Genomic DNA, 22,112 nt, shown 5'->3' with positions numbered 1-22,112 from the left:
TTGATGTGTTTTGTGCAAAATTAACATCTTTTATTTATAATTCACAAAATATTCGTGTTATAATTTAAATGTGTTTTATAAGGAGGGTTTTTAAATGTTAAAAATAACACAAAGAGGGTTAACGAAACTCGTTGCCTTATTTGCGGTTGTTTTTGTCGCATGCGCAACAATGTTTTCGACAAATGCAACAGTAAATGCAAAAGAAAATGCAAACACATACGTGAATGCAGAAAGTGATGTTACAGTAAACGCTAAGGTAGATTCAGGTACTGATGATACATACACAGTTACTGGAACATTTCAGGTAGTACCAAAAGAGTTGACAGTAACAAATCAAAAAGATGTAGATGTAGTGTTTGTGCTTGATTCATCTGGAAGTATGGGGTACGGTATGGACGGTGCCGAAAAAAAAGCAGGAGCAAATGAAAAAACAAGAAATGAAGTAGTAGTTGAAAATACAAAGAAACTTGCTGAAGCAATTATGAACAGTAATGCAAATAACCGTGTGGCTGCAGTAGACTTTGATTCAACAGCGAAAACACTTACGACGTTCACTTCAGATTTAACAACTTTCAACAATGCAGTTGATAGACTAGATAAAACTGGTGGAACATATCTTGGAAGTGGGGTTAAAGAAGCTGAAAAATTAATCAGTGAAGACACGAATACGGAAGATCGAGTAAAAGTTATTATTGCGATTACTGATGGTCAAGATGACCCATCTTCAAATGCAAGTTTAACTCTGTCTCATTTTAAAAGTTTGAAGGATACAACAACTATCTATCGTCTAATTGGAATGGGATTCTCAGAAGATAAGAATAAAGAAGGTGCAGATGCACTAAACAATTTATCAGCTTCGGTTGGAGCAAACGTGAATGCCCAAACGCACATTATTCCATTGGAAGAAGATATATTAGAAGATGTGCTTAATAGTATTCATACTGAGGTTTCAAAAGCGATGATTGATATGGTGAATGTAGATGTAACACTTCCACAAAGCTATGATTTTGTGGCTGGTTCACTAGAAATCACAGAAGAAAATGGAGCAGACATCCAAGGTGGTAGTGCTGGTGATGTACATGATTTTGCTTTTGGAGTAAGTAGTCCAACTACGGGAACGTATACATATTCATACAAAGTGAAAATTAACCAAGCAGAAGCTGCTAAGTTAACACAAAAAGAGTTTAAGACAACAACCATTCAACAAAAAGTAACTTTTAATTACACATATGGTGAAGAAAAAGGTGCAGTAGCAATTGATGAAGCAGTTGATTTAACAACACATAAAGTAAATGTTAGTTCATGTGAAAACTCTACAATTGAAAATACATATAAAACTACAGAATATTATGTAGGAAACGGTGCAAGTCATACGGCTACATGGGCACCTAAAGATGTAAAAGCGACACTAGAAGAAGTTGTAGTAACTACATATCCAATGAATAAAGATGCAGTAGTTAGTAAAGTTGATCTTTCAACACTATCAGGAAATGCATACGCACTTACAGATATTATGGATTGCACAAATATCTATGTAGGGTATGAAAAATCAGCACCTAGTATTGCGCCAGATGTAAAAGATACACCAAAGGATGAACCAAAGAAACTTCCAAGTGTAGCTACTGGTCAAAATGCAACAGGACTTATTGTTATGTTAGTGACTTTAGCAGGAGCTAGTTTATATCTAGCATATAGATTAAACCGTTACCGTAAGTCATTATAGGAATAGATACATATAGAAATCAGTTGTTTAGGCAATTGGTTTCTTTTTTCTGTCCATAAAACAGGAAATATGGTGTAATGTAAGTACATACTTGAGGGGATACTATGGATATAACAATACGAGAAATGAAACAATCAGACTGGAAACAAGTGGCTGCAATTTACAAGCAAGGAATTGAGACAAATCTTGCAACATTTCAAACAGAAATACCAACATATAACGCATGGGATAAGTCACATCTAAAGCAGCTAAGATATGTTGCATGTATTCAAGACAAGGTTGTTGGTTGGGTTGCATTAAGTTCAACATCGTCAAGAGAAGTATATAAAGGTGTTTGCGAGATTAGTGTCTATATTGATCGTTCGTATGTACGATGTCATATTGCATCCACCTTGTATGAACAAGTAATTCCCGCATCTGAAAAACAGGGGATTTGGACATTACAAGCAGGAATTATGGAAGAAAACATTGCAAGTATTAAGTTACACAAAAAACATGGATTTCGAATTGTTGGTTATCGCGAACGTATTGGAAAAGATATTCTTGGTATATGGAGAAACACCATATTGATGGAACGTAGAAGTACATATATAGAATAAAACAAATTAAAAACGCCAACTCTCGCGCGATATGAGAACTGGCGTTTTATAATATTCTATTGTTTGTTTTTACGGTTGGCTAGAATTCCTTTTACAATAAGTACAATTGCAACAACATCAATAACTAATGTAATTGAACCTAATGCAACCTTATCTGATTGTACATCTGATCGTAATGCAACTCGTAAGATAATATCAAGTACTAATAGCGCAACTCCAAAAAGAATCATTTTCGTATTTTTATTCATGTGATTTCCCCCTTTACACGCGTTTTAGTATACCATAATGTATTGCATAAAATATATATTTTTTTTGATGGACAAAAAAAGAAACCATGACAAGGCATGATTTCTAACGTTTATTTTTGAAGATCTGCAGCAACTTTTCTAGCTACATATACACCACTAGCACTTGCGTGACTTAATGAGTGTGTAACTCCACTACAATCACCAATAACATAAAGTCCTTTATGTTTTGTTTCTAGTTGGTTATCAACATCTACTTGTAAGTTATAGAATTTAACTTCTACTCCATATAGTAATGTATCATCACTTGCTGTTCCTGGAGCAATTTTATCTAATGCATATAGCATTTCAATGATATCATCAAGTTGACGCTTTGGAATAACAAGACTTAAATCACCAGGTGTGGCATTTAGTGTTGGTGTCACAAATCCATCATCAATTCTTGATTGTGTCGAACGTTGTCCACGAATCAAATCACCAAAACGTTGGACAAGCACTCCTCCAGATAACATGTTTGATAAACGTGCAATACTTTCTCCATATTCATTAGAATCTTTAAATGGTTCCGTGAACTTGTTAGAAACAAGTAAAGCAAAGTTTGTGTTTTCTGAGAAACATCCTTTGTCTTCGTATGAGTGTCCATTTACAGTAATAACACCATTTGTATTTTCATTTACAACAATTCCGCGTGGGTTCATACAGAATGTACGAACTTTATCCTGGAATTTTTCTGTACGATAAATAATTTTACTTTCGTATACTTCATCTGTGATATCTTCAAATACAGCAGCAGGTAGTTCTACACGAACTCCAATATCTACACGGTTACTGCGTGTTTCAATATTTAAGTTATCACAAATCGATTGCATCCATTTTGAACCTGAACGACCTGTTGAAATGATACAAGTATCACATTCATATACCGTTTCACCAACATATACTTTATAGTCATGGTCACTTACTTTTTCAATTTTTGTTACTGAGGAATGGAATTTCCAATCAATTGTATCTTCCAATTCTTTGTATAGGTTTTCTAGAATGATGTAGTTTAAGTCTGTTCCTAAGTGACGAACTTGTGCATCAAGTAAATGCAATTCGTGTTGCAAACAGCGCTTTTTCAATTCAGAATTTGCAGTAGAGAATTTACGAGCACTTGCTCCACCGTATTCCATATTAATATCATCTACATAATTCATTAGATCAAGTGCTTCTTGTTTTCCAACGTATTCGTGTAAGTTTCCACCAAATTCGTTAGTGATGTTGTATTTTCCATCAGAGAATGCACCTGCACCACCGAAACCTTTCATAATGTCACAACTTGGACATGAGATACAGCTTCGAATATTCACACCATCGATAGGACAGTGGCGTTTACTTAGTGGATTTCCTGCCTCTAGTACTAGGATGTTAAGTTCTTTGTTTTTTCTTGTTAGTTCTAGTGCTGAGAAAATCCCACCAGGACCAGCTCCAACGATGATTACGTCATATTTCATAGTTATCTTACCCCCATTGGTATTATAAGGAATTTAGTTAAAAGTGCAAGCGTTATATTCACTTTCTTATTGTGGTATAATAATAGACACGAAAATGGAGAAAATGATATGTTCCAAGATACAATTGTAGCGATTGCAACTGCACTCCAACAAGGCCCCATTGCCATTGTTCGAATGAGTGGTCCAGATGCAATAGAAATCGCAAGTACATTATTACATAAAGACTTACATCAACAAGCAAGCCATACGATTACATATGGTTTTATTCGTGATCCAAAAAATGGTGAGAAAGTTGATGAAGTACTTGTTTCCTTATTTAAAGCACCAAAAACATATACTGGTGAAGATATGGTGGAAATCAACTGTCATGGTGGTTCATACATTACCAAAGAAATCTTGCGTCTGTGTTTAGAAAATGGTGCGCGTATGGCAAATCCTGGTGAGTTTAGTCAACGTGGATATCTAAACGGTAAAATGGATTTAACGAAAGCAGAAGGAATTCATGACATGGTGTTTGCGCAAGATAAAAACAACGCACGTATGGCAATTCAAGCAATCCAAGGAAGTGTTGTCAAAGTCATGGATCCATTGTTAGAAAAACTACTTGATATTATTGCCAATATTGAGGTGAATATTGATTACCCTGAATATGATGATGTAGAACTATTAACTGCTGAAATCTTATTACCAAAAACGTTAGATTTATTAAAAGATATTGATGAGGTGTTGCGTCGCGCATCCTCAGGTAAAGTTTTACGTGAAGGTATTAAAACCGCAATTATTGGAAAGCCAAATGTAGGAAAATCAAGTTTATTAAATGCCTTGCTTGAAGAAGATAAAGCGATTGTTTCGGATATTGAAGGAACAACACGTGATATTGTAGAGGGTAGTATTCGTTTAGATAATGTAACATTACATCTAATTGATACAGCAGGAATTCGTCAAAGCGATGATACAATTGAGAAAATTGGAATTGATCGTTCGAAGAAAATGGTGGAAGAAGCACAACTTGTACTTGTGGTATTTGATGGTTCAAAACCATTGGATGCACAAGATGAAGAATTGCTTGCTATTAGTGAAGGAAAAGATCGCTTACTTATCTATAATAAAAAAGATGAGAAAGCGCATGATGGAATTAACATTTCTGCTAAAGAAGGAGATGTTGATGTCTTAATGGATGCTTTGAATGAAAAATACCAAGCATTCCATCAAGCATACCAAATGCCAATGCTACAAAATGAACGTCAATTATCTTTAATGGCAAAAGCAAAAGTATCTTTAGTGAAAGCAAAAGAAGCCCTTGAGTTAGGATATGAACTAGATCTTGTGACAATTGATCTTCAAGATGCATATTATTCACTAAAAGAAATCCTTGGTGAAGTAAGTAAAGATGATTTACTTGATACATTATTTTCAAAATTCTGTTTAGGGAAATAGTTAGGAGTGTTTATGGATTATTCATTAATTGATACACATGCGCATCTTACATTTGATCGACTTTATGAAAGAGTGGATGAAATTATACAACATGCTAAAGATGCACATTTTAATAAAATCGTTTGTATTTGTACAAGCGTTGTTGAGTTTGAACGCGCATTAACTTTACAAATAAAATATCCTGATATGTTAGATATAGCCCTAGGCTTTCATCCTAGTGATTTATTTGATATTAAAGAATCGGATCTACAGCGTTTAGAACAAGCATGTCAAAATCATGAAATCATCGCAATTGGTGAAATTGGATTAGATTATCACTATGATGGTACGGACATTGAAATGCAAAAAGAATTGTTTATGAAACAAATTGAACTAGCCAATACATATGGTTATCCGATTTTAATTCATATGCGTGATGCAACAAAAGATACACTAGATATACTTGCAGCACACTGCAAGACAAAGTTTTTGATGCACTGTTTTAGTGGTAGTAAAGAAACTGCAGAAATCGTGATGAAAATGGGCGGATATATTTCGTTTGCTGGTCCACTTACATTTAAAAATGCACGTGGTTTATTAGAGGTGCCTGCAGTTGTGCCAATCGATCGAATGTTTATTGAAACCGATTGTCCGTTTTTGACTCCACATCCATTTCGTGGAAAAGAAAATGAACCGATGTATGCAAGTTATACGTTTGCAAAATTAGTAGAACTACTAGATATTGAGCCAAAGGTATTAGCGGATCAAATGCAAGTAAACTACAAGCATTTTTTCAAACTATAGCTTTTTGCCTATACATGCTATAATTATGGAGAACTTATGAAAATACAAACATGTGAAGTATGTCAAAAGGAAATACAAACGAAGAAAAAAATTATGTTTGCCCATATTCGTTGTGAGCATTGTCGCTCAGAGTATGAACTAAAAAGCGAAGCTTGGCGTTGGTATATTCTTTTTCCTTTTGTGAGTGTTATATTCGCCATGTTTATTTCAATTAATATATTAAAAACAGATGATATATTTCTAAAGATGATCATTATATTAGGAAGTGCAGGGATCATGTATCGAATCTTGTGCTACCTTGGTTTTTATTTCCACTTTTTATGCTATCAATTGCGTAAAAAGGGATAGGAGGATCTATGACAAATTCGATGCAAGGAAAAAAGGAAACCCTACAAAAACGCATGAAACAACGCTCAAGTGACTATGATCGTTATGGACGATATATGGCACAGAATTTCACGCGTAAGAATTTATGGATGCGCTTTATTGCGGAATTGGGTGATATTGCTTTTATGTTACTTCCAGTCATTTTATGGCTTGTTGTTTTTATACTTACAAGTAGTGGTTTTATCAGTGTAAGTTTATTGAATTTTGCAGCTATTGTTACAGTTGTTTTGATTGTAATATTTGCAATTGGAGCAAACACGTATTTGACAATTATGTTTAAAGGGCAAAGTTTTGGTAAAATTGCAATGCGCTTAAAAGTGGTAAATAGCGATGGAAGTGAATGTTCAAGAAAGAGATTATTTGTTCGTGAAGCATTTGGTAAAACATTACCAATGTTTGCCTTTTATGGATTATTCTCATTATTTACAAATGGAATATTAGGAATACTTGCATTTTTAGTGCTTGATGGCTTACTTGTCTTTATTGATGGACGTCATCGTAGTATTATCGACTTTATTTTGAAAACAAAAGTCGTTTGTTTAAATGATGCTGTTCGTCGTGAAGATATTGTTGTTGAAAAACCAGCAGCAAAAGAAACACCAAAAGCGGAAAATACGATTGATTTACATGTAATTTCTACATTTTCTCATGATGGAGAATACAATGTTGAAGATCTATTTAAACAAGCAAAAAAAGCCGGTGTACATACACTGTCGATTACAGATCACAATAGTGCAAAAGCAAACTTATCTGCGTTGCGTTTAGCACCTTTATATGAGATTAACTACATTCCTGGAATTTCTATCGATTGTAGTTATAAAGATATGCATATGCGCATCTTGGGATACTTTATCGATCCATCTGATGAGCGTTTTGTGACATTGGAACACGAAAACTTGATGAAAGAAAAAGCGAGTAGTATGCGTCGTGTAAAACTCTTTGAAGAGTTTACAGGTATAGAAATCGATACCGAACAATTACTGAAAGGCAATCGTTTCCAACTTGCTTCACCAGAACTAATTGCTCGTTATGTACTAAATAATGTAAATTATAAAGATCATCAATTGATTGCACCATATTTAACTGGAAATAAACGAAATCGTCCAATTGCAAATTTCGTGCAGGATTTCTTTGCTCCTGGAGCAGTTGCATATTGCCCAGTTGCACATCCAAAAGTAGAAGATATGATTTCTTTAGTGAAAGCAACCGGTGGTGTTGTTATGTTAGAAGATCCAATGGTGTATTTAAAAGATGAACCTGAATATATCAGTGAATTACTAGAGTCTGGTGTTGATGGACTTGAAGTGTTCACGCCTAGACAAAGTAAGAATGATGTAAAGTATTTACTGAAATTGGTAAAAAAATACAATTGTGCAGTCAGTGCGGGTAGTGAATACCATGGTGAAAAACGCAAAGAATTTATACTTGGACATACGACATGTCCACTAGATGCAGAAGCACTTGTAGAAAACTTTGTGGAAACATACGCTAGCAAGAGCGAGTAAAAAAATGGTTGACAAGCACTTTAGATAGGCGTAAACTAAGTACAAACATAAGCAAAGAGGCTTTGTAAGAAAAAAACTTACAAAGCCTCTTTTGTGTTTTTGCTTGTGTTTGGACCGACACAAAGGTGTGTACTTTTTATAAAGTATGCATCTTTTTTTGTTATAAGGGAGGTATGTGTATGGGTTCATTTTCTGGTATTGATACGTTATGGGTATTATTGGGGGCAACACTTGTATTTTTTATGCAGGCTGGTTTTGCGATGGTAGAAACAGGATTCACTAGGGCAAAAAATGCGGGAAACATTATTATGAAAAATTTAATGGACTTCGCATTAGGAACGATTGTCTTTTGGATTATTGGTTTTGGTTTGATGCAAGGAGAAGACATTGGAGGATGGATTGGTTCATTCGATTTCTTTATTCAAGGGAATTATGATAGCAATATCCCAACTTATGTATTTGTGATATTTCAAACTGTGTTTTGTGCAACCGCAGCTACGATTGTTTCTGGAGCTATGGCAGAACGTACAAAGTTTTCTAGTTATTGTGTGTATTCTATAATTATTAGTATGATTGTATATCCAATCTCAGGTCATTGGATTTGGGGTGGCGGATGGTTAGCGCAACAAGGTTTCCATGATTTTGCAGGATCTACTGCAGTACACATGGTTGGTGGAGTCGCTGCTTTAGTTGGTGCTAAAATTCTTGGACCACGAATTGGAAAATACGGAAAAGATGGAAGTGTAAAAGCAATTCCTGGTCATTCATTAACACTTGGAGCGCTAGGTGTGTTTATCTTATGGTTTTGTTGGTTTGGATTTAATGGTACTTCAACATTATCGTTAAGCAGTTCAAAGTCGATGGTGAGTGCAGGTAATATTTTTGTGAATACGAACTTAGCTGCAGCATGTGCAACGGTTGTAGTTATGCTATTCACTTGGATAAAATATAAAAAGCCAGATGTGTCAATGACATTGAATGGCTCTCTTGCTGGACTTGTAGCAATTACTGCGGGATGTGATGTAGTAGATCCCTTTGGTGCAGCTATCATTGGATGCTGTGCAGGGCTAGTAATGTTATTTGTTGTTTGGTTCATGGATTATATTGCACACATTGATGATCCTGTTGGTGCAATTGCTGTACATGGTGGTTGTGGTGCACTTGGAACCTTGATGACAGGACTGCTTGCTGTTGATGGTGGTTTGTTTTATGGTCATGGAATGGATTTCTTTATTACACAGTGCATTGGAGTAGTTAGTGTGATTCTATGGGTTACAGTAACCATGACAATTGCGTTTATGACTATAAAGAAAACAATGGGCTTACGAGTAACAAGGCAAGAAGAACTTGTTGGTCTTGATATTGAAGAACACGGACTTGTTTCTTCATATGCGGGTTTTAGTTTTGATGATATAACACCAACAGAACAATTAGATGATGTATATGAATATACTCCACTATATATGGAAAAAGAAACATCGATAACAAGTGGAATATATAAAGTGGTCATTGTATGTCGTCCAGAGTGCTTTGAAAACTTAAAAGAAGCGCTTAGTGCAATTGGAGTCATGGGATTAACCGTGACAAAAGTGCTTGGATGTGGAACACAAAAAGGACAAACGGAATATTATCGTGGTGCTAAGGTTGATACAGAGCTATTACCGAAAATAAAATGTGAGGTAGTTGTTGCTAAAGTGCCAGTTGCACTTGTCGTAGATACAGCAAAACGTGTATTACACACTGGAAATATTGGAGATGGGAAGATCTTTGTATATGATGTAGTTGATGCAATTAAGGTTCGTACAGGTGAACAAGGCGTTGATGCACTTCAATATGAAAAGCAATGATTCGAATATATGCTGCAAAACGATACAATTATTGAATGAAATAAAGATATATTCAATTATGAAAAGGTGAGGAAGGGATAGAGTGTTTTAAGGTTACTAAAGATCGACTTTTTATGAAGTAAGCCATACGAAAGTCGATTTTTTCTATTATGCATAGAAATTATTCATTTAAGAAATAAAGTGGTTATAAATCGTGAATAAATATTGCGTATTTTCACCCACAATCATGATAGTTTTATTATAAAAACAGTATAAAAAAACGTTGTTTTTTAGAAGTTCAATATGTAGTAAAATGTGATGAATACTGCGTTTTTTTCATCATTTGACCCTTAATAGAAAAAGCATAAATATATTTATGTGAAAATTTGGGATTTGATTGTGTAAGGGCTTTCACTATGGTATCATCAAACTTGTAAAAATCTATATGATTTTGTTATGTAGAAAATGAATAAACACTGAGGGGTGACCGAATGAATTCAATCAAGAAAACTTTCGTACTAGGGACACGAAAACTCAAAGAATTAAACACAATTTTAATGAGCAACTTTAAGGTAGGATTAAAAGTTGCTGGAACATGGGCAAATACATGTAAAATCAAAGCTAGTGTAGCTGGTGCAGAACTATTAGAATTAGCAATGGCTTTATCAAGTCAAGCAATTGTAAAAGCAGATGCAGCATTTACAGAAATCTATCCAGTAGTTATCAAACAAACGAAAACTACGTGTACTTCAATTGCAAGTAAAGCAAACGTTGCTTTATCTACAATTGAAAACCGTTTTGGTAAAGTACACTTCAACTTTCAACACTTTGTATTAACAACAACTACTGCTGCTTTAGTATTTGCAGTAACATTTACATTTACTGGACTAGGACGCTCACAAGTTGATGCAGCAACTGTTCTTCGTAAAGTAGAAGTTGCTACTCCATTAAATGAAAAAGCAATCAAAGTGAACTATGGTGATGATAGTGCAATTATTGATGTTGCTAAAGAAATCATTTCAAGAAATGAAAGTAATGTATACGATGCAAAAGCAATTACACTTAACGATGGAAGCCAAGGATATGAAATTGGTAACTACGTAGTGAAATTGGATCGTATCCCAACAAAAGAATTAAGAGAAGATACTGTAGCAATTAAGATTCAATCAAAAGAAGCTTATGCAAGTGACAGTGTAAATAAAGTAGAACTAAACAACGACAAACCAGTAATCGCTGATGATGTATTTGCAGTTAACTCATACTTAGTTAATGTAAAATATGTAGATACACAAGCACCAGTGATTGCTTTATCAGAAACACATGTAGATGTACTTGATACAGGAGACTTTGATCCTCAAGCATATGTAACAGGTGTATTTGATAACTACGACGAAGTAGTGAACTACACAGTAAGTGGAGAAATCGAAGAAAACGAAGATGGATTATACATCGACGGAGATTATACATTCACATATACAGCAGTTGATGCTAATGGAAATAAAGCAGAAGCACAATTAGTTGTAACTGTAAGTGAAGATGAAGAAGCTGCTGAAGAAAGACGTGAAGCAGAATTAGAAGAAGAACGTGAAGCAGAAAGAGCTGCTCTTGCATTAGAAGAAGAAAACGCAAGAAACTCTCAAGTAGCTGCAGACAATGGTTCTTCAGTGAATGTACCTGATTCAGTAAGTGGGAACTCAATCGTTGCTGCTGCATACGCTCAATTAGGTGTTAACCAAGACTGTACAATGTTAGTAACAAACGCATTGGCTGCTGTAGGTATTTACTACCACGGATGGCCAGCTGGATACATGAGCTTAGGAACAATCGTTCCTGCTAGCCAAGCACAACCTGGTGATTTAATTTACTACGATAACGCTGGAGCTGGAGTACCACACATCGCTGTATACATTGGTGGTGGACAAGCAATCCATGGTGGATACATGGGAACTACTGCAATCGCAAGTGCATACTTAGGTTCAGGACCTGTATTCATTCGCTTACCTTAAGTTTAAGAATCAAAGATGGAAACCTTACGGAATCCATCTTTTTTATTGATTACATATATATTAACAACTTGTATATAACGTTATGACGACTAGCCAACCTAAGTGTAAATAATGACTGCAAATGCATAATAAAAAGAAGCTGTTACATGTAAGAGTTATTTCTCTATTGTATACAGCTTCTTTATTTACTTTGTGCTTGTTAGGTTGAATGGTTCAACAAACGTTGCAATTCGCGATAGTGCTTCTTTTATTTCTTCTAAACTTGATGCATAAGATACACGGATGAATCCAGTACCTGCTTCACCAAATGCGGTTCCAGGAACGCAGGCAACGCGTTGCTCTTTAATAAGTCGTTCACAGAATTCATCACTTGTTAGTCCGGTTGGACGAATGTCTGGGAAGATATAGAATGCACCTTTTGGTAGATGCGTTGGTAGTCCCATTTTATTAAACCCATCAACGATTAAGTTGCGCCGTGCTTTATATGCTAAGCGCATCGCATCAACATTTTTTTGCCCATTTTTAAGTGCTTCAATTGCAGCGTATTGCGCAGTTGTTGGTGCACTCATAATTGCGAACTGATGAATCTTAATGACTGCTTGAAGGATTGTACTTGGACCAAGTAAATATCCAAGTCGCCATCCTGTCATCGCGAATGCTTTAGAGAATCCATTGACGATTAAGACTTGATCTTTGATTTCAGGAAAATGTGCAAGTGAAGCATGTTCACCTTCATAAATTAACTCTGAATAGATCTCATCACTAATTACAATAATTTCATGTTCCTTGATAATTGGAACAAGTTTTGCATAGTCTTCTTTACTCATTGTTCCTCCGGTTGGATTACCAGGGAAGTTGATCATCAATAATTTTGTCTTATCGGTAATGCATGCTTTAAGTCCTTCTGGTGTAATTTTAAATTCATCTAGATGTTGTAGTGGTAAATACTTTACAACACCACCAGCCATGTGTACCGTTGGCTCATACGAGACAAAACAAGGTGTAGCAACAATGACTTCATCTCCAGGATTTAATAAAGCACGAAAACAGTTGTCGAGTGCTTCACTTCCACCAATTGTAACTAAGCAATCAGTTTCTGCTTGATACTCTAAATCATAGCGATGTTTATAATAATCGCAGATTTGCTTACGTAGTTCTAAAAGTCCTGCATTTTCTGTATAGTGTGTATGCCCTTGTTCGATCGAATATATTCCAGCTTCACGAATGTGCCATGGTGTATCGAAATCAGGTTCACCAACTCCTAGTGAAATGACATCTTCAATTTGTTTAGCGACGTCGAAGAATTTTCGAATTCCACTAGGCTTCATTTGTTTTACAACAGTGCTTAATTTATCTTCAAGTTTCATTATGGCGTAACAACAAGTCTTTCGCTGACTGTTTCTTCATCTTTCATAATTACGCCGCTTGTTTTGTATGTTTGTAAAACAAATAATGTACTTGTTGAAGTGATACCTTCAATACACGCAAGTTTAGTCGCAACAAAGCTTGCCACTTCTTTCATGGTTTGTCCATGAATCATAATAATGAAATCACTTTTTCCACTAGTTAAATACATTGATTCAACTTCAGGATAGTTGTAAATCTTTTTAGCGATATTATCATATCCGTGATCACGTTCAGGAATCGCATCACAATAAATAATCGATGTGACTTGTTCCTCGCTTGTTTTATCCCAATTGATAATCGTGTGGTAACCACAGATGATTTTCTTTTGTTCCAAGGCGGCGATTCTTTGCTCCACATCTTGTAAGTCTGTTTGCAAGATAACTGCAAGATCTTCAGTGTTATACTTCGCATTTGCAGCTAATAATTGTAGTAATTCTAAATCGTTCATATACTGCCTCCTTTTTATATGGTTTCTATTGTACAGTATTTTTATTATAAAAACGATAAGTACATAGGAAATTTCCTATATTTTTTGTATATGTAGGTATGAAATGTCCAAGATGTAAAAATGAAAACAAACTCTATTTCTATGAAGATGCAAAAGGAATCTATTGTCGTAAATGCATTCATTTTGGCAAAGTATATGTGGATCAACATATAGTAAGTCCACAAGTGTATAAGCCTAAAATACAAACAAAGATTCATTTGGATTATGAACTTAGTGATGTACAAAAGGATGCAATTCAAAAAGTTGAACTCTTATACGAACATCATAATAAGGTACTTGTCTATGCTGCGTGTGGTGCAGGAAAAACAGAAATCACACTCCAACAAATTCAACAACACTTACGAAATGGAAAGAAGGTTGGTTATGCTATTGCACGTAGACAAGTTGTTATTGAACTAGCAGAGCGTTTATCGCAAGCATTTCCTGGTGTAAATGTCATTAAGGTATGTGGTGGATATACAAATGTTATTGATGGTGACTTAATTGTTTGCACAACACATCAACTGTATCGGTATCATAAATGTTTTGATTTACTTGTGCTTGATGAAATGGATGCATTTCCATTTGCCAATAATGAAGTACTTCAGCAACTTGCTATCAATGCTTGTTGTGGAAAAATGTTACTGTTAAGTGCAACGCCTGAAGCACAACACTTTCAAGAAGTTGAAGATGGTTATATGGGACAAGTATCCATCTTTGAAAGACCACATAAACATCCACTAATAAAACCAAAGGTTTTTCGTTTACCAAACATACTTCAATATGTGCTTTGTTTTCTTTGTGTAATGAGACACAAAGGGAAGTGGATTATCTTTTTGCCTAAGATTTCACAGGTAGAGTTACTTGAGAAATTATGTAGACGATTTATTCGATGTAGATCAATTAGTTCAAAGACTGCAGATAAAGATGAATTGATGGTTCAATTTAATAAGGGGGAGTTTCAAATTGTCTTTGCAACAACCATCTTGGAACGAGGGATTACCATCAAAGGTGTACATGTTGCTATTTTGCATGGTGAACATGTTGTATATACAAAAGCATCTTTGATTCAAATGATTGGACGTGTCGGTCGTAAATTTGATGCACCAACAGGGTATGCCTATATATTTTGTAAAAGAAAAACAAAGGAGATAGAAGCATGCAAAAAAGAAATTATCATGATGAACAAAAAAGCGAAACATGTTTAGTCTGCTTCCAATCGGTTATGCAAGGACGAAGTATTTTTGATTACTTTTCAAATGATTGTATTTGTGGAACTTGTCGAAGATCATTTACAAGTGTACATCGTGAATATGATGTGTTAGGAATGAAAGTATTCAGTTTTTATGCATACACTACATATTTTGAAGATTTGATGTTTACGTGTAAAGAAGGTGGAGATGAAGCACTTGCTACTGTTTTTATTGAGCCATTTATTAAATACATTGAAAAAACTTATAAAGGGTATACGATTGTTTATGCACCAACAAGCAAAGAAAAACTAGAGGAACGTGGGTTTGTTCCTCTAGAGAAAATGTTTGCAAAAGTAAAGTTGAAAAAAATGCATGGCTTTGTAAAACAATACGATTATAAACAAAACAATCAAATTGCAAGTAAGCGAAAAGATGTCGCTAAAGTGATTGCTAGAAATGATGTAGTTTTACCACATAAAATTTTACTCGTTGATGATGTTTGTACAAGCGGTCATACACTAAAAGCAATGGTTGATTTACTTGCTGCGCATGATGTGAAATTGCTTACGATTGCTATGGTTCAATCATTTGACTGAATATTTGCAAGTTTTTGAATATGAAACAGTAAAAATAATTGTTCTGATTCACAAAGATGAAAATCATAGTGTTCACGAATATGTGCTGCAATATTCGCGCTACATGTAGCGGCTTTTGGAAACTGTTCTTTGTAGCAAGTAGCAAGTTCACTCATATCACTATGCGCATCAATACGATGGATAATTCGATATGCTAGATATTTTATGTGTTCAATAAAACTGTGAACACTTAATCGCTTTTCATCAATCGAAAATGATACGTGATCATTGATGATTTGATAAATATCAAGAATGATATGATGCATCGTCTTTAGTTGCTTTGTTGTTAGTGAGAAATTTGCAGCAACAATTAGTTGCGCGATTTCACTTGCATGATAGGTATTGTATGTAGGAGCTAAACTTCGTGATTGTAATTCAGAAGTAAGTGCTTTCGCAAGATTGTACTCTTGCATGAAAAAGTGTTGATTCAGCCAAAGCGTTTGTTTATCTACCTTCGCATCTATGATTTTAGAGTGATGCAAATAGCGACACAAATCAACGTATAGAGAATAATTCACCTTTTCATTAATATCGCGTTTTACAAGTGATACGTATTTTCTGACGAGTTCACCATAGTTGATGGGTTCAAGTTGTAAGTAGTTGTTATTTGTTTGAATTGATTTTGAATGTAACATGTAGGTCTCCTTTCTAGTTGTATCTTTATCTATATGCACATCATAAACTGTATAGTTACTAGACGGTCAAGGGGTATTTTACTATAATGTAAATAGGTGGTGATTTTATGGAACAAACAATAGATCGTAAGATGTATTTATCAATTGGAGAGTTTGCCAAAGCCTCTGGAGTAAGTCGAAAGAATCTGATTTACTATGATCAAATTGGTGTATTTACGCCGGATATCACTTTAGATAATGGATATCGTTATTATTACTATCGTCAACTATATACGATTCGTATGATTCGTATTTTAAAGGAGACAGGTATGTCACTTGAAGAAATAAAAGCATATAGTGATAAGCGTTCACCTGAGGCGATGATAGAATTATTTGAAATGCAACACAAAAAAGTTGAAGCAAAAATTGCAAAGCTTCAACAGGTTCAACAGATGATGGAAATGCAAGTTGCATACGCCAAACAAGTAAGTGATATAAAGATTGGTGATATACGAGTGGAACATCGAAGTAAGCGGCAACCTATTTTTGTGGCAAGCAAACAAGTGATTAAATCAAAGACACATACAGAATCAATGACGCGCATGAGCACAAAATTTTATCAACAGGCAAAGCAAGAAGGATATGATGTTGCTTTTCCATTAGGCTTTCATCAACGGATGAAAAGTATAGATAATGTAATTAGTTATAGTTTTGACACGGTTGATTCAGCTGAATTTTATTATCATGTTCCAAAGAGTGATACGTATATCGAAGCAGGAAGCTACTTGATTGGATATATGAATGGAGATTTTAAACAACTAGAACAGTTTAGTAAAAGTATGTATAAATATGCTATAAAGCATCAACTAAAAGTGGAAAACGATATTTACGCAGATTATTTACTTAATGAAATATCGGTTCAACATTCCATTGATATTGTGATACGTGTTTCCATTCGATTGAAAGATGTAGATTCAGATGCAGAAATATAGGGAAAATGTATCTTATACTTCCACTGTGTATAAAAAAGGCGTATACTAGGCACAATAAAGTTTATTGACGTACAGGGAGAAACGCATGGATTTTTTTGTTTTATTAACGACGATGGTGAAGTTGTTTTCACTCATTCTCGTTGGCTATTTTCTACGAAGAGCAAATCGATTGGGTGATGAAATGATGAAGCAAACATCATTTTTGGTGGCTAATATTATGATGCCAGCATTGATTTTGTATTCCTCAAGCACACCAAGTAGTATCAGTGATGCGGAAATCATACAATGTTTATTGCTTGGAATTGCACTTTATGTTGTATTTATTATGATGAGTAAATGGATTGCTCATAAAATTGCTCATACGCATGAAGATAAGGCATTGTATCAAATCTTACTTGCCTTTGCTAACTTCTCATTTATTGGCTATCCACTGTTGGAAGTGATGTATGGAAATTATGCAGTATTCGTTTTTACGGTACTACATTTGCCATTTAATATTTTGATTTACACATATGGTGTCTATTTGCTTAATAAGGGGAAACGCAGTTTCAAGGTAAAAGAATATGTACGCATGTTTTTAACCCCAGGTGTAATTACATCAATTATTGCCTTAGTTTGTTTTTTAGCGAAGTTTAAATTACCAAGTTTTGTGACAGAAACAAGTGGGTTGCTTGGTCAAGCAACTGTACCATTAAGTATGATTGTCGTTGGTGGAAATCTATCGTTTGCAGGACTTGCCAAAAACAAGGAAACCATCGCACTGCTAAAAAATGTCTTTATTAAGATGTTTATCTTTCCGTTTATCGGTTTTGGATTGATCTATTTTCTAGATGTTTCGGTATTCTTAAAAGAACTGTTTGTATTCTCATTTATGTTGCCATCAGCTTCTATCCCGTTGATGTTGGCTTTGCAATATGATGTGGATACAAGCATTGCTTCAAAAACAATTTCACTAACAACGTTAGTATCTGTGGTAAGTATACCGTTATTTATTTTTCTATTATTTTAAAAAAATGAGCGTTGGCTCATTTTTCTTTTGGATTGGCAAATGTATGGTTGTATGCAAATTGAACACCATGTGCATCAAATTCTTTCTTTAAGGCAAAGCGCAAATCGCTTAATATGTGAAATCCGGAGATGGAATCTTCTGAAAAAACTTCAGCACGTAAGACCATACCCGTATCAGCAAAACGCGTACAACTGATATTAACTGGTGAAATATTTGCTTGAATTTCTGCATGTGAACGATTATCAATGAATTTTGGATGTTGCAAACAAACTTCTTTCATCAGTTGTACTGCTACATCGATATCAGAATCAAAGGTAACTACAACTTCAAAGTAATTTGATTTCACACTAGTCACAAAGTTTGCATTTTCAACAACTGCTTGGTTGATCGCGTTATTTGGAATAATGATGCGATTGTTTTCATATGTACGAATAATTGTATGACGCAATGTGATTTGTTCGACATATCCGATAAGTTGATCTTGATTGATTTTGATTAAATCACCAACAACAAATGGTTTTGAAATAATAACCATAATTCCTGAAAACAAATTACCAAGTGTATCTTGTGCTGCAATACCAACAATCAAAGCGATAATTGAAGAACTTGCTAGAATTCCTTTTGCGATGGGTGCAAACATAACAAATCGACTAAATAGTAAAATTACCCAAATCATAATTAAGATACCACGCGTGATGTTTGCAATACTTCTTGCATTGACTAACTCGCGTTTTTGCATAAAGCGATTAATAAATGTGTAACAAAGGTAGAAAATAAGTGCTAACACAGTAACCACAATCAAACTTGTCAGCAATCCATCTTCAAATATCGTATTACCAAAGTCAAAAATGGTTGGTTCAGTCGTATCATTTGTAGCTAAAAACATGGTGTGCCTCCTTTAGTTTTTATATATTGTAACACGTAGATTTTGAATGTCTATTTTGAAGTTTGAAAACTGAAAATAGCTTAAAAATACAATGAAACTATTATTGGTAAAATAGTTTCGAAAAAGTTATGAAAATATGTGGGTTTTACAGGGATTACACTTGTATGTTTTATGTTTGTTTTTTTTAAAGTAAGCGTGTACAATGAGTATATGTGGTCACACTGCATAGAAAGGCTAGGGAGTACTGATCGTAATGCAAGGAAAAATCAAAATGTTCAACCCTGAAAAGGGATTCGGTTTCATTACAATTGAAGATGGAAAAGACGTTTTCTTCCATTATTCACAACTTGTTATGGATGGTTTCAAGACAATTGATCCAGATACAGAAGTCGAATTTGACATGATCGAAACAGATCGTGGATTACAAGCGCAAGACATTAAAGTTATAGCTTAATTAACACAAGGAGAGGGAAGTGAAATTCCTTCTCTTTGTTTTGTATATAGGCAGTAAATAAGGTATAATAATCAAGGTATGGAGGTATATACATGGGTATTTTAAATAAATTGTTTGGTGGGGAAAGTGGACGCCTCAAACAAATTGAATCAACAGCAAGAAAAGTTGATGCCTTAGCAGGTGAAATGGAAGCATTAAGTGATGATGCATTACGTGGAAAAACTGCAGAATTTAAAGCAAGAGTACAAGGTGGAGAAACACTTGATGATATATTAGTTGAAGCATTTGCGGTAAGTCGTGAAGCTGCAAAACGTGTGATTGGTGAGTTCCCATATTTGGTCCAAATCATGGGGGCAATTGTTATGCATAATGGTGATATTGCCGAAATGAAAACCGGAGAAGGGAAAACCCTTACTTCAACAATGGCAGTGTATTTAAATGCACTTTCATCACAAGGTGTACATGTAGTTACAGTAAACGAATACTTAGCGAGTCGTGATGCTGAATGGATGGGACAAATTTATGAATTTCTAGGATTGAGTGTTGGTGTGAATATGCGTGCACTTACGCCTAGTGAAAAACGTGCTGCATATGCATGTGACATTATGTATACAACAAACTCAGAATTAGGATTTGATTACCTAAGAGACAATATGGTGACAGACGTAAAAGACCGTGTTATGCGTGGACTTAACACAGCACTTGTCGATGAGGTCGATTCAATTTTAGTTGATGAGTCTAGAACTCCATTGATTATTTCAGGGGGAGCTAAGAAAACAGCGAACCTTTATCAAAATGCGGATTACTTCGCAAAAATGTTAAAACCAAGTGACTATGAAGTTGATGAAAAAACACGTCAAGTACGCTTAACAGAAAGTGGAGTTGCACGTGCAGAGAAAAACTTTAAAGTGAAAAACTTATATGATGTGGAACACTCACAGCTTGTTCACCACATTACAATGGCACTACGTGCAAACTACATTATGATGCGTGATGTTGAATATGTAGTTGATGGTGATGAAATTGTTATCGTTGACCAATTTACAGGTCGTTTGATGAAAGGTCGTGCGTATTCTGATGGATTACACCAAGCCATTGAAGCTAAAGAAGGTGTAAAGATCAAAGAAGAAACAAGTACGTTAGCAACAATCACGTACCAAAACTTCTTCCGTTTATATGACAAACTATGTGGTATGACAGGGACAGCAAAAACCGAAGAAGAAGAATTCTTAGAAATCTACAACATGCGTGTTATTGAAATCCCAACAAACCGTCCAGTTGCAAGAATGGACTATCCAGATGCAATTTTCGAAACTGCAGAATACAAATTCTTAGCCTTAGTAGAAGAAGTAAAAACACTTCATGAAAAAGGACAACCAGTACTTGTTGGTACAATTTCAGTTGAAGTTTCTGAACACATTAGTCAAATGTTAAAACGCGAACGTATTAAACACGAAGTGTTAAATGCGAAAAACCACGAACGTGAAGCGGATATTATCGCAAAAGCAGGACAAGTAGGTTCTGTAACAATCGCAACCAACATGGCTGGTCGTGGTACCGATATTAAGCTTTCTGATGAAAGTAAAGTGTTAGGTGGACTTGCTGTATTGGGTAGTGAACGTCATGAATCACGCCGTATTGATAACCAACTTCGTGGACGTTCTGGACGTCAAGGGGACCCTGGGTTCTCTAGATTCTATGTATCACTTCAAGATACATTGATGGTACGTTTTGGACAAGAAGGATTATTAAACAAAGCATTCTCTTCACTTGAAGGAGCTGCGATTGAATCAAAAATGGTAAGTAAAGCAATTGGAAATGCGCAAAAACGTGTCGAAGGACAAAACTACGACGTGCGTAAACAATTACTTGACTATGATGATGTACTTCGTCAACAACGTGAGATTATTTATGATCTTCGTAACCACATTTTAGAAAATGAAAATGTACATGACATTGTGAAAGAAATGTTTGAACGTGTTACAAATAACATGGTAGATGCAAACATTGGTGCAAGTGGAGATGTGGATACAAAAAGTTTAGTAAACGCATTTGAAGTACTTGGATTTGAAGAAGGAACGATCAAAGAAGAAATGTTCTTTGGATTAGACCCTGATGAAGTAAAAGGCAAAGCTTTAGATTTCACTTGGGATTTCTATGATGCAAAACTTGATGGAATTCGTGAACAATATACGCAATTCGAACGTAATGTAGTATTACGTACAATTGACCGTAACTGGATTGATCACATTGATACGATGAGTAAACTTCGTGATGGAATTCACTTACGTAGTTTTGCACAATCAAACCCATTACAACAATATGTACAAGAAGGATTTGAAATGTTCGATGATATGTCACAAAACATCGCACGTGAAATCGTATTCTTCGCAATTCGTATTAAAATCGAGCGTAAAGAAGCATAGGTGTC

General features: G+C 35.0%; 20 protein-coding genes. 14 read left to right on the top strand and 6 right to left on the bottom strand.

What is annotated here, in order from left to right:
* The first annotated feature begins 94 nt into the window (after positions 1 to 94).
* Together M2098_RS04425 and M2098_RS04420 are read left to right on the top strand one after the other, a co-directional pair.
* Positions 95 to 1,723, top strand: coding sequence for a vWA domain-containing protein (locus tag M2098_RS04425; protein WP_280681898.1), 1,629 nt, complete (start codon positions 95 to 97; stop codon positions 1,721 to 1,723).
* A gap of 104 nt (positions 1,724 to 1,827) precedes the next feature.
* On the top strand, positions 1,828 to 2,322 hold the full coding sequence (locus M2098_RS04420) for a GNAT family N-acetyltransferase (RefSeq protein ID WP_280681897.1): 495 nt from the start codon (positions 1,828 to 1,830) through the stop codon (positions 2,320 to 2,322).
* 56 nt (positions 2,323 to 2,378) lie between these two features.
* Here the strand turns inward: M2098_RS04420 and M2098_RS04415 are convergent, their stop codons facing one another.
* Together M2098_RS04415 and M2098_RS04410 are read right to left on the bottom strand one after the other, a co-directional pair.
* Positions 2,379 to 2,570: a hypothetical protein gene (locus M2098_RS04415; protein WP_280681896.1), complete on the bottom strand. Its 192-nt coding sequence runs from the start codon at positions 2,568 to 2,570 to the stop codon at positions 2,379 to 2,381.
* A 110-nt stretch (positions 2,571 to 2,680) separates the two neighbouring features.
* Positions 2,681 to 4,060, bottom strand: a complete 1,380-nt coding sequence (locus tag M2098_RS04410; protein WP_134167775.1) for an NAD(P)/FAD-dependent oxidoreductase — start codon at positions 4,058 to 4,060, stop codon at positions 2,681 to 2,683.
* A gap of 108 nt (positions 4,061 to 4,168) precedes the next feature.
* On the opposite strand from M2098_RS04410, the gene mnmE reads away from it, so the two are divergent.
* From mnmE to M2098_RS04380, 6 genes are all read left to right on the top strand, one after another.
* On the top strand, positions 4,169 to 5,497 hold the full coding sequence (gene mnmE, locus M2098_RS04405; RefSeq protein ID WP_280681894.1) for a tRNA uridine-5-carboxymethylaminomethyl(34) synthesis GTPase MnmE: 1,329 nt from the start codon (positions 4,169 to 4,171) through the stop codon (positions 5,495 to 5,497).
* 12 nt (positions 5,498 to 5,509) lie between these two features.
* Positions 5,510 to 6,280, top strand: coding sequence for a TatD family hydrolase (locus M2098_RS04400; protein WP_280681892.1), 771 nt, complete (start codon positions 5,510 to 5,512; stop codon positions 6,278 to 6,280).
* 36 nt (positions 6,281 to 6,316) lie between these two features.
* The gene (locus tag M2098_RS04395) at positions 6,317 to 6,628 is read left to right on the top strand and encodes a hypothetical protein (protein ID WP_280681891.1); all 312 of its coding nucleotides are present in this window, start codon (positions 6,317 to 6,319) and stop codon (positions 6,626 to 6,628) included.
* Positions 6,629 to 6,636: 8 nt separating this feature from the next.
* Entirely contained in the window at positions 6,637 to 8,172 is a 1,536-nt protein-coding gene (locus M2098_RS04390; RefSeq protein ID WP_280681889.1) for an RDD family protein, read from the top strand.
* 179 nt (positions 8,173 to 8,351) lie between these two features.
* Positions 8,352 to 10,019 carry an ammonium transporter gene (locus M2098_RS04385; RefSeq protein ID WP_280681887.1) on the top strand — a complete coding sequence of 556 codons (1,668 nt, stop codon included), beginning with the start codon at positions 8,352 to 8,354 and terminating at the stop codon, positions 10,017 to 10,019.
* 470 nt (positions 10,020 to 10,489) lie between these two features.
* Entirely contained in the window at positions 10,490 to 12,004 is a 1,515-nt protein-coding gene (locus tag M2098_RS04380) for an NlpC/P60 family protein (protein WP_280681886.1), read from the top strand.
* 185 nt (positions 12,005 to 12,189) lie between these two features.
* Here the strand turns inward: M2098_RS04380 and M2098_RS04375 are convergent, their stop codons facing one another.
* Both M2098_RS04375 and M2098_RS04370 read right to left on the bottom strand, forming a co-directional pair.
* The gene (locus M2098_RS04375) at positions 12,190 to 13,371 is read right to left on the bottom strand and encodes an aminotransferase class I/II-fold pyridoxal phosphate-dependent enzyme (RefSeq protein WP_280681884.1); all 1,182 of its coding nucleotides are present in this window, start codon (positions 13,369 to 13,371) and stop codon (positions 12,190 to 12,192) included.
* Positions 13,371 to 13,859 carry an Lrp/AsnC family transcriptional regulator gene (locus tag M2098_RS04370; RefSeq protein WP_134167760.1) on the bottom strand — a complete coding sequence of 163 codons (489 nt, stop codon included), beginning with the start codon at positions 13,857 to 13,859 and terminating at the stop codon, positions 13,371 to 13,373. The genes M2098_RS04375 and M2098_RS04370 overlap by 1 nt, the downstream gene beginning before the upstream one ends.
* Before the next feature lie 98 nt (positions 13,860 to 13,957).
* Here M2098_RS04370 and M2098_RS04365 point away from each other — a divergent pair, with 98 nt between their 5' ends.
* Together M2098_RS04365 and M2098_RS04360 are read left to right on the top strand one after the other, a co-directional pair.
* Positions 13,958 to 15,106 (top strand): helicase-related protein, encoded by a 1,149-nt coding sequence (locus M2098_RS04365; protein ID WP_280681880.1) that lies wholly within the window; start codon positions 13,958 to 13,960, stop codon positions 15,104 to 15,106.
* Positions 15,058 to 15,687 (top strand): phosphoribosyltransferase family protein, encoded by a 630-nt coding sequence (locus tag M2098_RS04360; protein ID WP_280681878.1) that lies wholly within the window; start codon positions 15,058 to 15,060, stop codon positions 15,685 to 15,687. Before M2098_RS04365 ends, M2098_RS04360 begins: the two co-directional genes overlap by 49 nt.
* Here M2098_RS04360 and M2098_RS04355 read toward each other — a convergent pair.
* Entirely contained in the window at positions 15,672 to 16,361 is a 690-nt protein-coding gene (locus M2098_RS04355; protein WP_280681876.1) for a PRD domain-containing protein, read from the bottom strand. The genes M2098_RS04360 and M2098_RS04355 overlap by 16 nt on opposite strands.
* Positions 16,362 to 16,468: 107 nt before the next feature.
* Here M2098_RS04355 and M2098_RS04350 point away from each other — a divergent pair, with 107 nt between their 5' ends.
* Both M2098_RS04350 and M2098_RS04345 read left to right on the top strand, forming a co-directional pair.
* Positions 16,469 to 17,332: a MerR family transcriptional regulator gene (locus M2098_RS04350; RefSeq protein ID WP_280681874.1), complete on the top strand. Its 864-nt coding sequence runs from the start codon at positions 16,469 to 16,471 to the stop codon at positions 17,330 to 17,332.
* An 85-nt stretch (positions 17,333 to 17,417) separates the two neighbouring features.
* Entirely contained in the window at positions 17,418 to 18,341 is a 924-nt protein-coding gene (locus M2098_RS04345) for an AEC family transporter (protein WP_280681872.1), read from the top strand.
* Positions 18,342 to 18,357: 16 nt separating this feature from the next.
* Here the strand turns inward: M2098_RS04345 and M2098_RS04340 are convergent, their stop codons facing one another.
* Entirely contained in the window at positions 18,358 to 19,227 is an 870-nt protein-coding gene (locus M2098_RS04340; RefSeq protein WP_280681870.1) for a mechanosensitive ion channel family protein, read from the bottom strand.
* A gap of 253 nt (positions 19,228 to 19,480) precedes the next feature.
* Between M2098_RS04340 and M2098_RS04335 the strand changes: the two genes are divergently transcribed.
* Positions 19,481 to 19,681, top strand: coding sequence for a cold shock domain-containing protein (locus M2098_RS04335; protein WP_067421503.1), 201 nt, complete (start codon positions 19,481 to 19,483; stop codon positions 19,679 to 19,681).
* Positions 19,682 to 19,773: 92 nt separating this feature from the next.
* Positions 19,774 to 22,107: a preprotein translocase subunit SecA gene (gene secA / locus M2098_RS04330; RefSeq protein WP_280681865.1), complete on the top strand. Its 2,334-nt coding sequence runs from the start codon at positions 19,774 to 19,776 to the stop codon at positions 22,105 to 22,107.
* Positions 22,108 to 22,112: the final 5 nt, after the last annotated feature.

The sequence above is a fragment of the Breznakia sp. PFB1-19 genome, from assembly GCF_029893935.1.
GTDB lineage: Bacteria > Bacillota_I > Bacilli_A > Erysipelotrichales > Erysipelotrichaceae > Breznakia > Breznakia blatticola.
Note: the sequence above shows the minus strand (reverse complement) of the source record. Positions and strands in the feature narration are given on the sequence as shown.

What these genes read in the sequence shown, in the direction of transcription:
- M2098_RS04425 (WP_280681898.1), top strand. Translation starts at nt 95, where the DNA reads ATGTTAAAAATAACACAAAGAGGGTTAACGAAACTCGTTGCCTTATTT.
- M2098_RS04420 (WP_280681897.1), top strand. Translation starts at nt 1,828, where the DNA reads ATGGATATAACAATACGAGAAATGAAACAATCAGACTGGAAACAAGTG.
- M2098_RS04415 (WP_280681896.1), bottom strand. Translation starts at nt 2,570, where the DNA reads ATGAATAAAAATACGAAAATGATTCTTTTTGGAGTTGCGCTATTAGTA.
- M2098_RS04410 (WP_134167775.1), bottom strand. Translation starts at nt 4,060, where the DNA reads ATGAAATATGACGTAATCATCGTTGGAGCTGGTCCTGGTGGGATTTTC.
- mnmE (WP_280681894.1), top strand. Translation starts at nt 4,169, where the DNA reads ATGTTCCAAGATACAATTGTAGCGATTGCAACTGCACTCCAACAAGGC.
- M2098_RS04400 (WP_280681892.1), top strand. Translation starts at nt 5,510, where the DNA reads ATGGATTATTCATTAATTGATACACATGCGCATCTTACATTTGATCGA.
- M2098_RS04395 (WP_280681891.1), top strand. Translation starts at nt 6,317, where the DNA reads ATGAAAATACAAACATGTGAAGTATGTCAAAAGGAAATACAAACGAAG.
- M2098_RS04390 (WP_280681889.1), top strand. Translation starts at nt 6,637, where the DNA reads ATGACAAATTCGATGCAAGGAAAAAAGGAAACCCTACAAAAACGCATG.
- M2098_RS04385 (WP_280681887.1), top strand. Translation starts at nt 8,352, where the DNA reads ATGGGTTCATTTTCTGGTATTGATACGTTATGGGTATTATTGGGGGCA.
- M2098_RS04380 (WP_280681886.1), top strand. Translation starts at nt 10,490, where the DNA reads ATGAATTCAATCAAGAAAACTTTCGTACTAGGGACACGAAAACTCAAA.
- M2098_RS04375 (WP_280681884.1), bottom strand. Translation starts at nt 13,371, where the DNA reads ATGAAACTTGAAGATAAATTAAGCACTGTTGTAAAACAAATGAAGCCT.
- M2098_RS04370 (WP_134167760.1), bottom strand. Translation starts at nt 13,859, where the DNA reads ATGAACGATTTAGAATTACTACAATTATTAGCTGCAAATGCGAAGTAT.
- M2098_RS04365 (WP_280681880.1), top strand. Translation starts at nt 13,958, where the DNA reads ATGAAATGTCCAAGATGTAAAAATGAAAACAAACTCTATTTCTATGAA.
- M2098_RS04360 (WP_280681878.1), top strand. Translation starts at nt 15,058, where the DNA reads ATGCAAAAAAGAAATTATCATGATGAACAAAAAAGCGAAACATGTTTA.
- M2098_RS04355 (WP_280681876.1), bottom strand. Translation starts at nt 16,361, where the DNA reads ATGTTACATTCAAAATCAATTCAAACAAATAACAACTACTTACAACTT.
- M2098_RS04350 (WP_280681874.1), top strand. Translation starts at nt 16,469, where the DNA reads ATGGAACAAACAATAGATCGTAAGATGTATTTATCAATTGGAGAGTTT.
- M2098_RS04345 (WP_280681872.1), top strand. Translation starts at nt 17,418, where the DNA reads ATGGATTTTTTTGTTTTATTAACGACGATGGTGAAGTTGTTTTCACTC.
- M2098_RS04340 (WP_280681870.1), bottom strand. Translation starts at nt 19,227, where the DNA reads ATGTTTTTAGCTACAAATGATACGACTGAACCAACCATTTTTGACTTT.
- M2098_RS04335 (WP_067421503.1), top strand. Translation starts at nt 19,481, where the DNA reads ATGCAAGGAAAAATCAAAATGTTCAACCCTGAAAAGGGATTCGGTTTC.
- secA (WP_280681865.1), top strand. Translation starts at nt 19,774, where the DNA reads ATGGGTATTTTAAATAAATTGTTTGGTGGGGAAAGTGGACGCCTCAAA.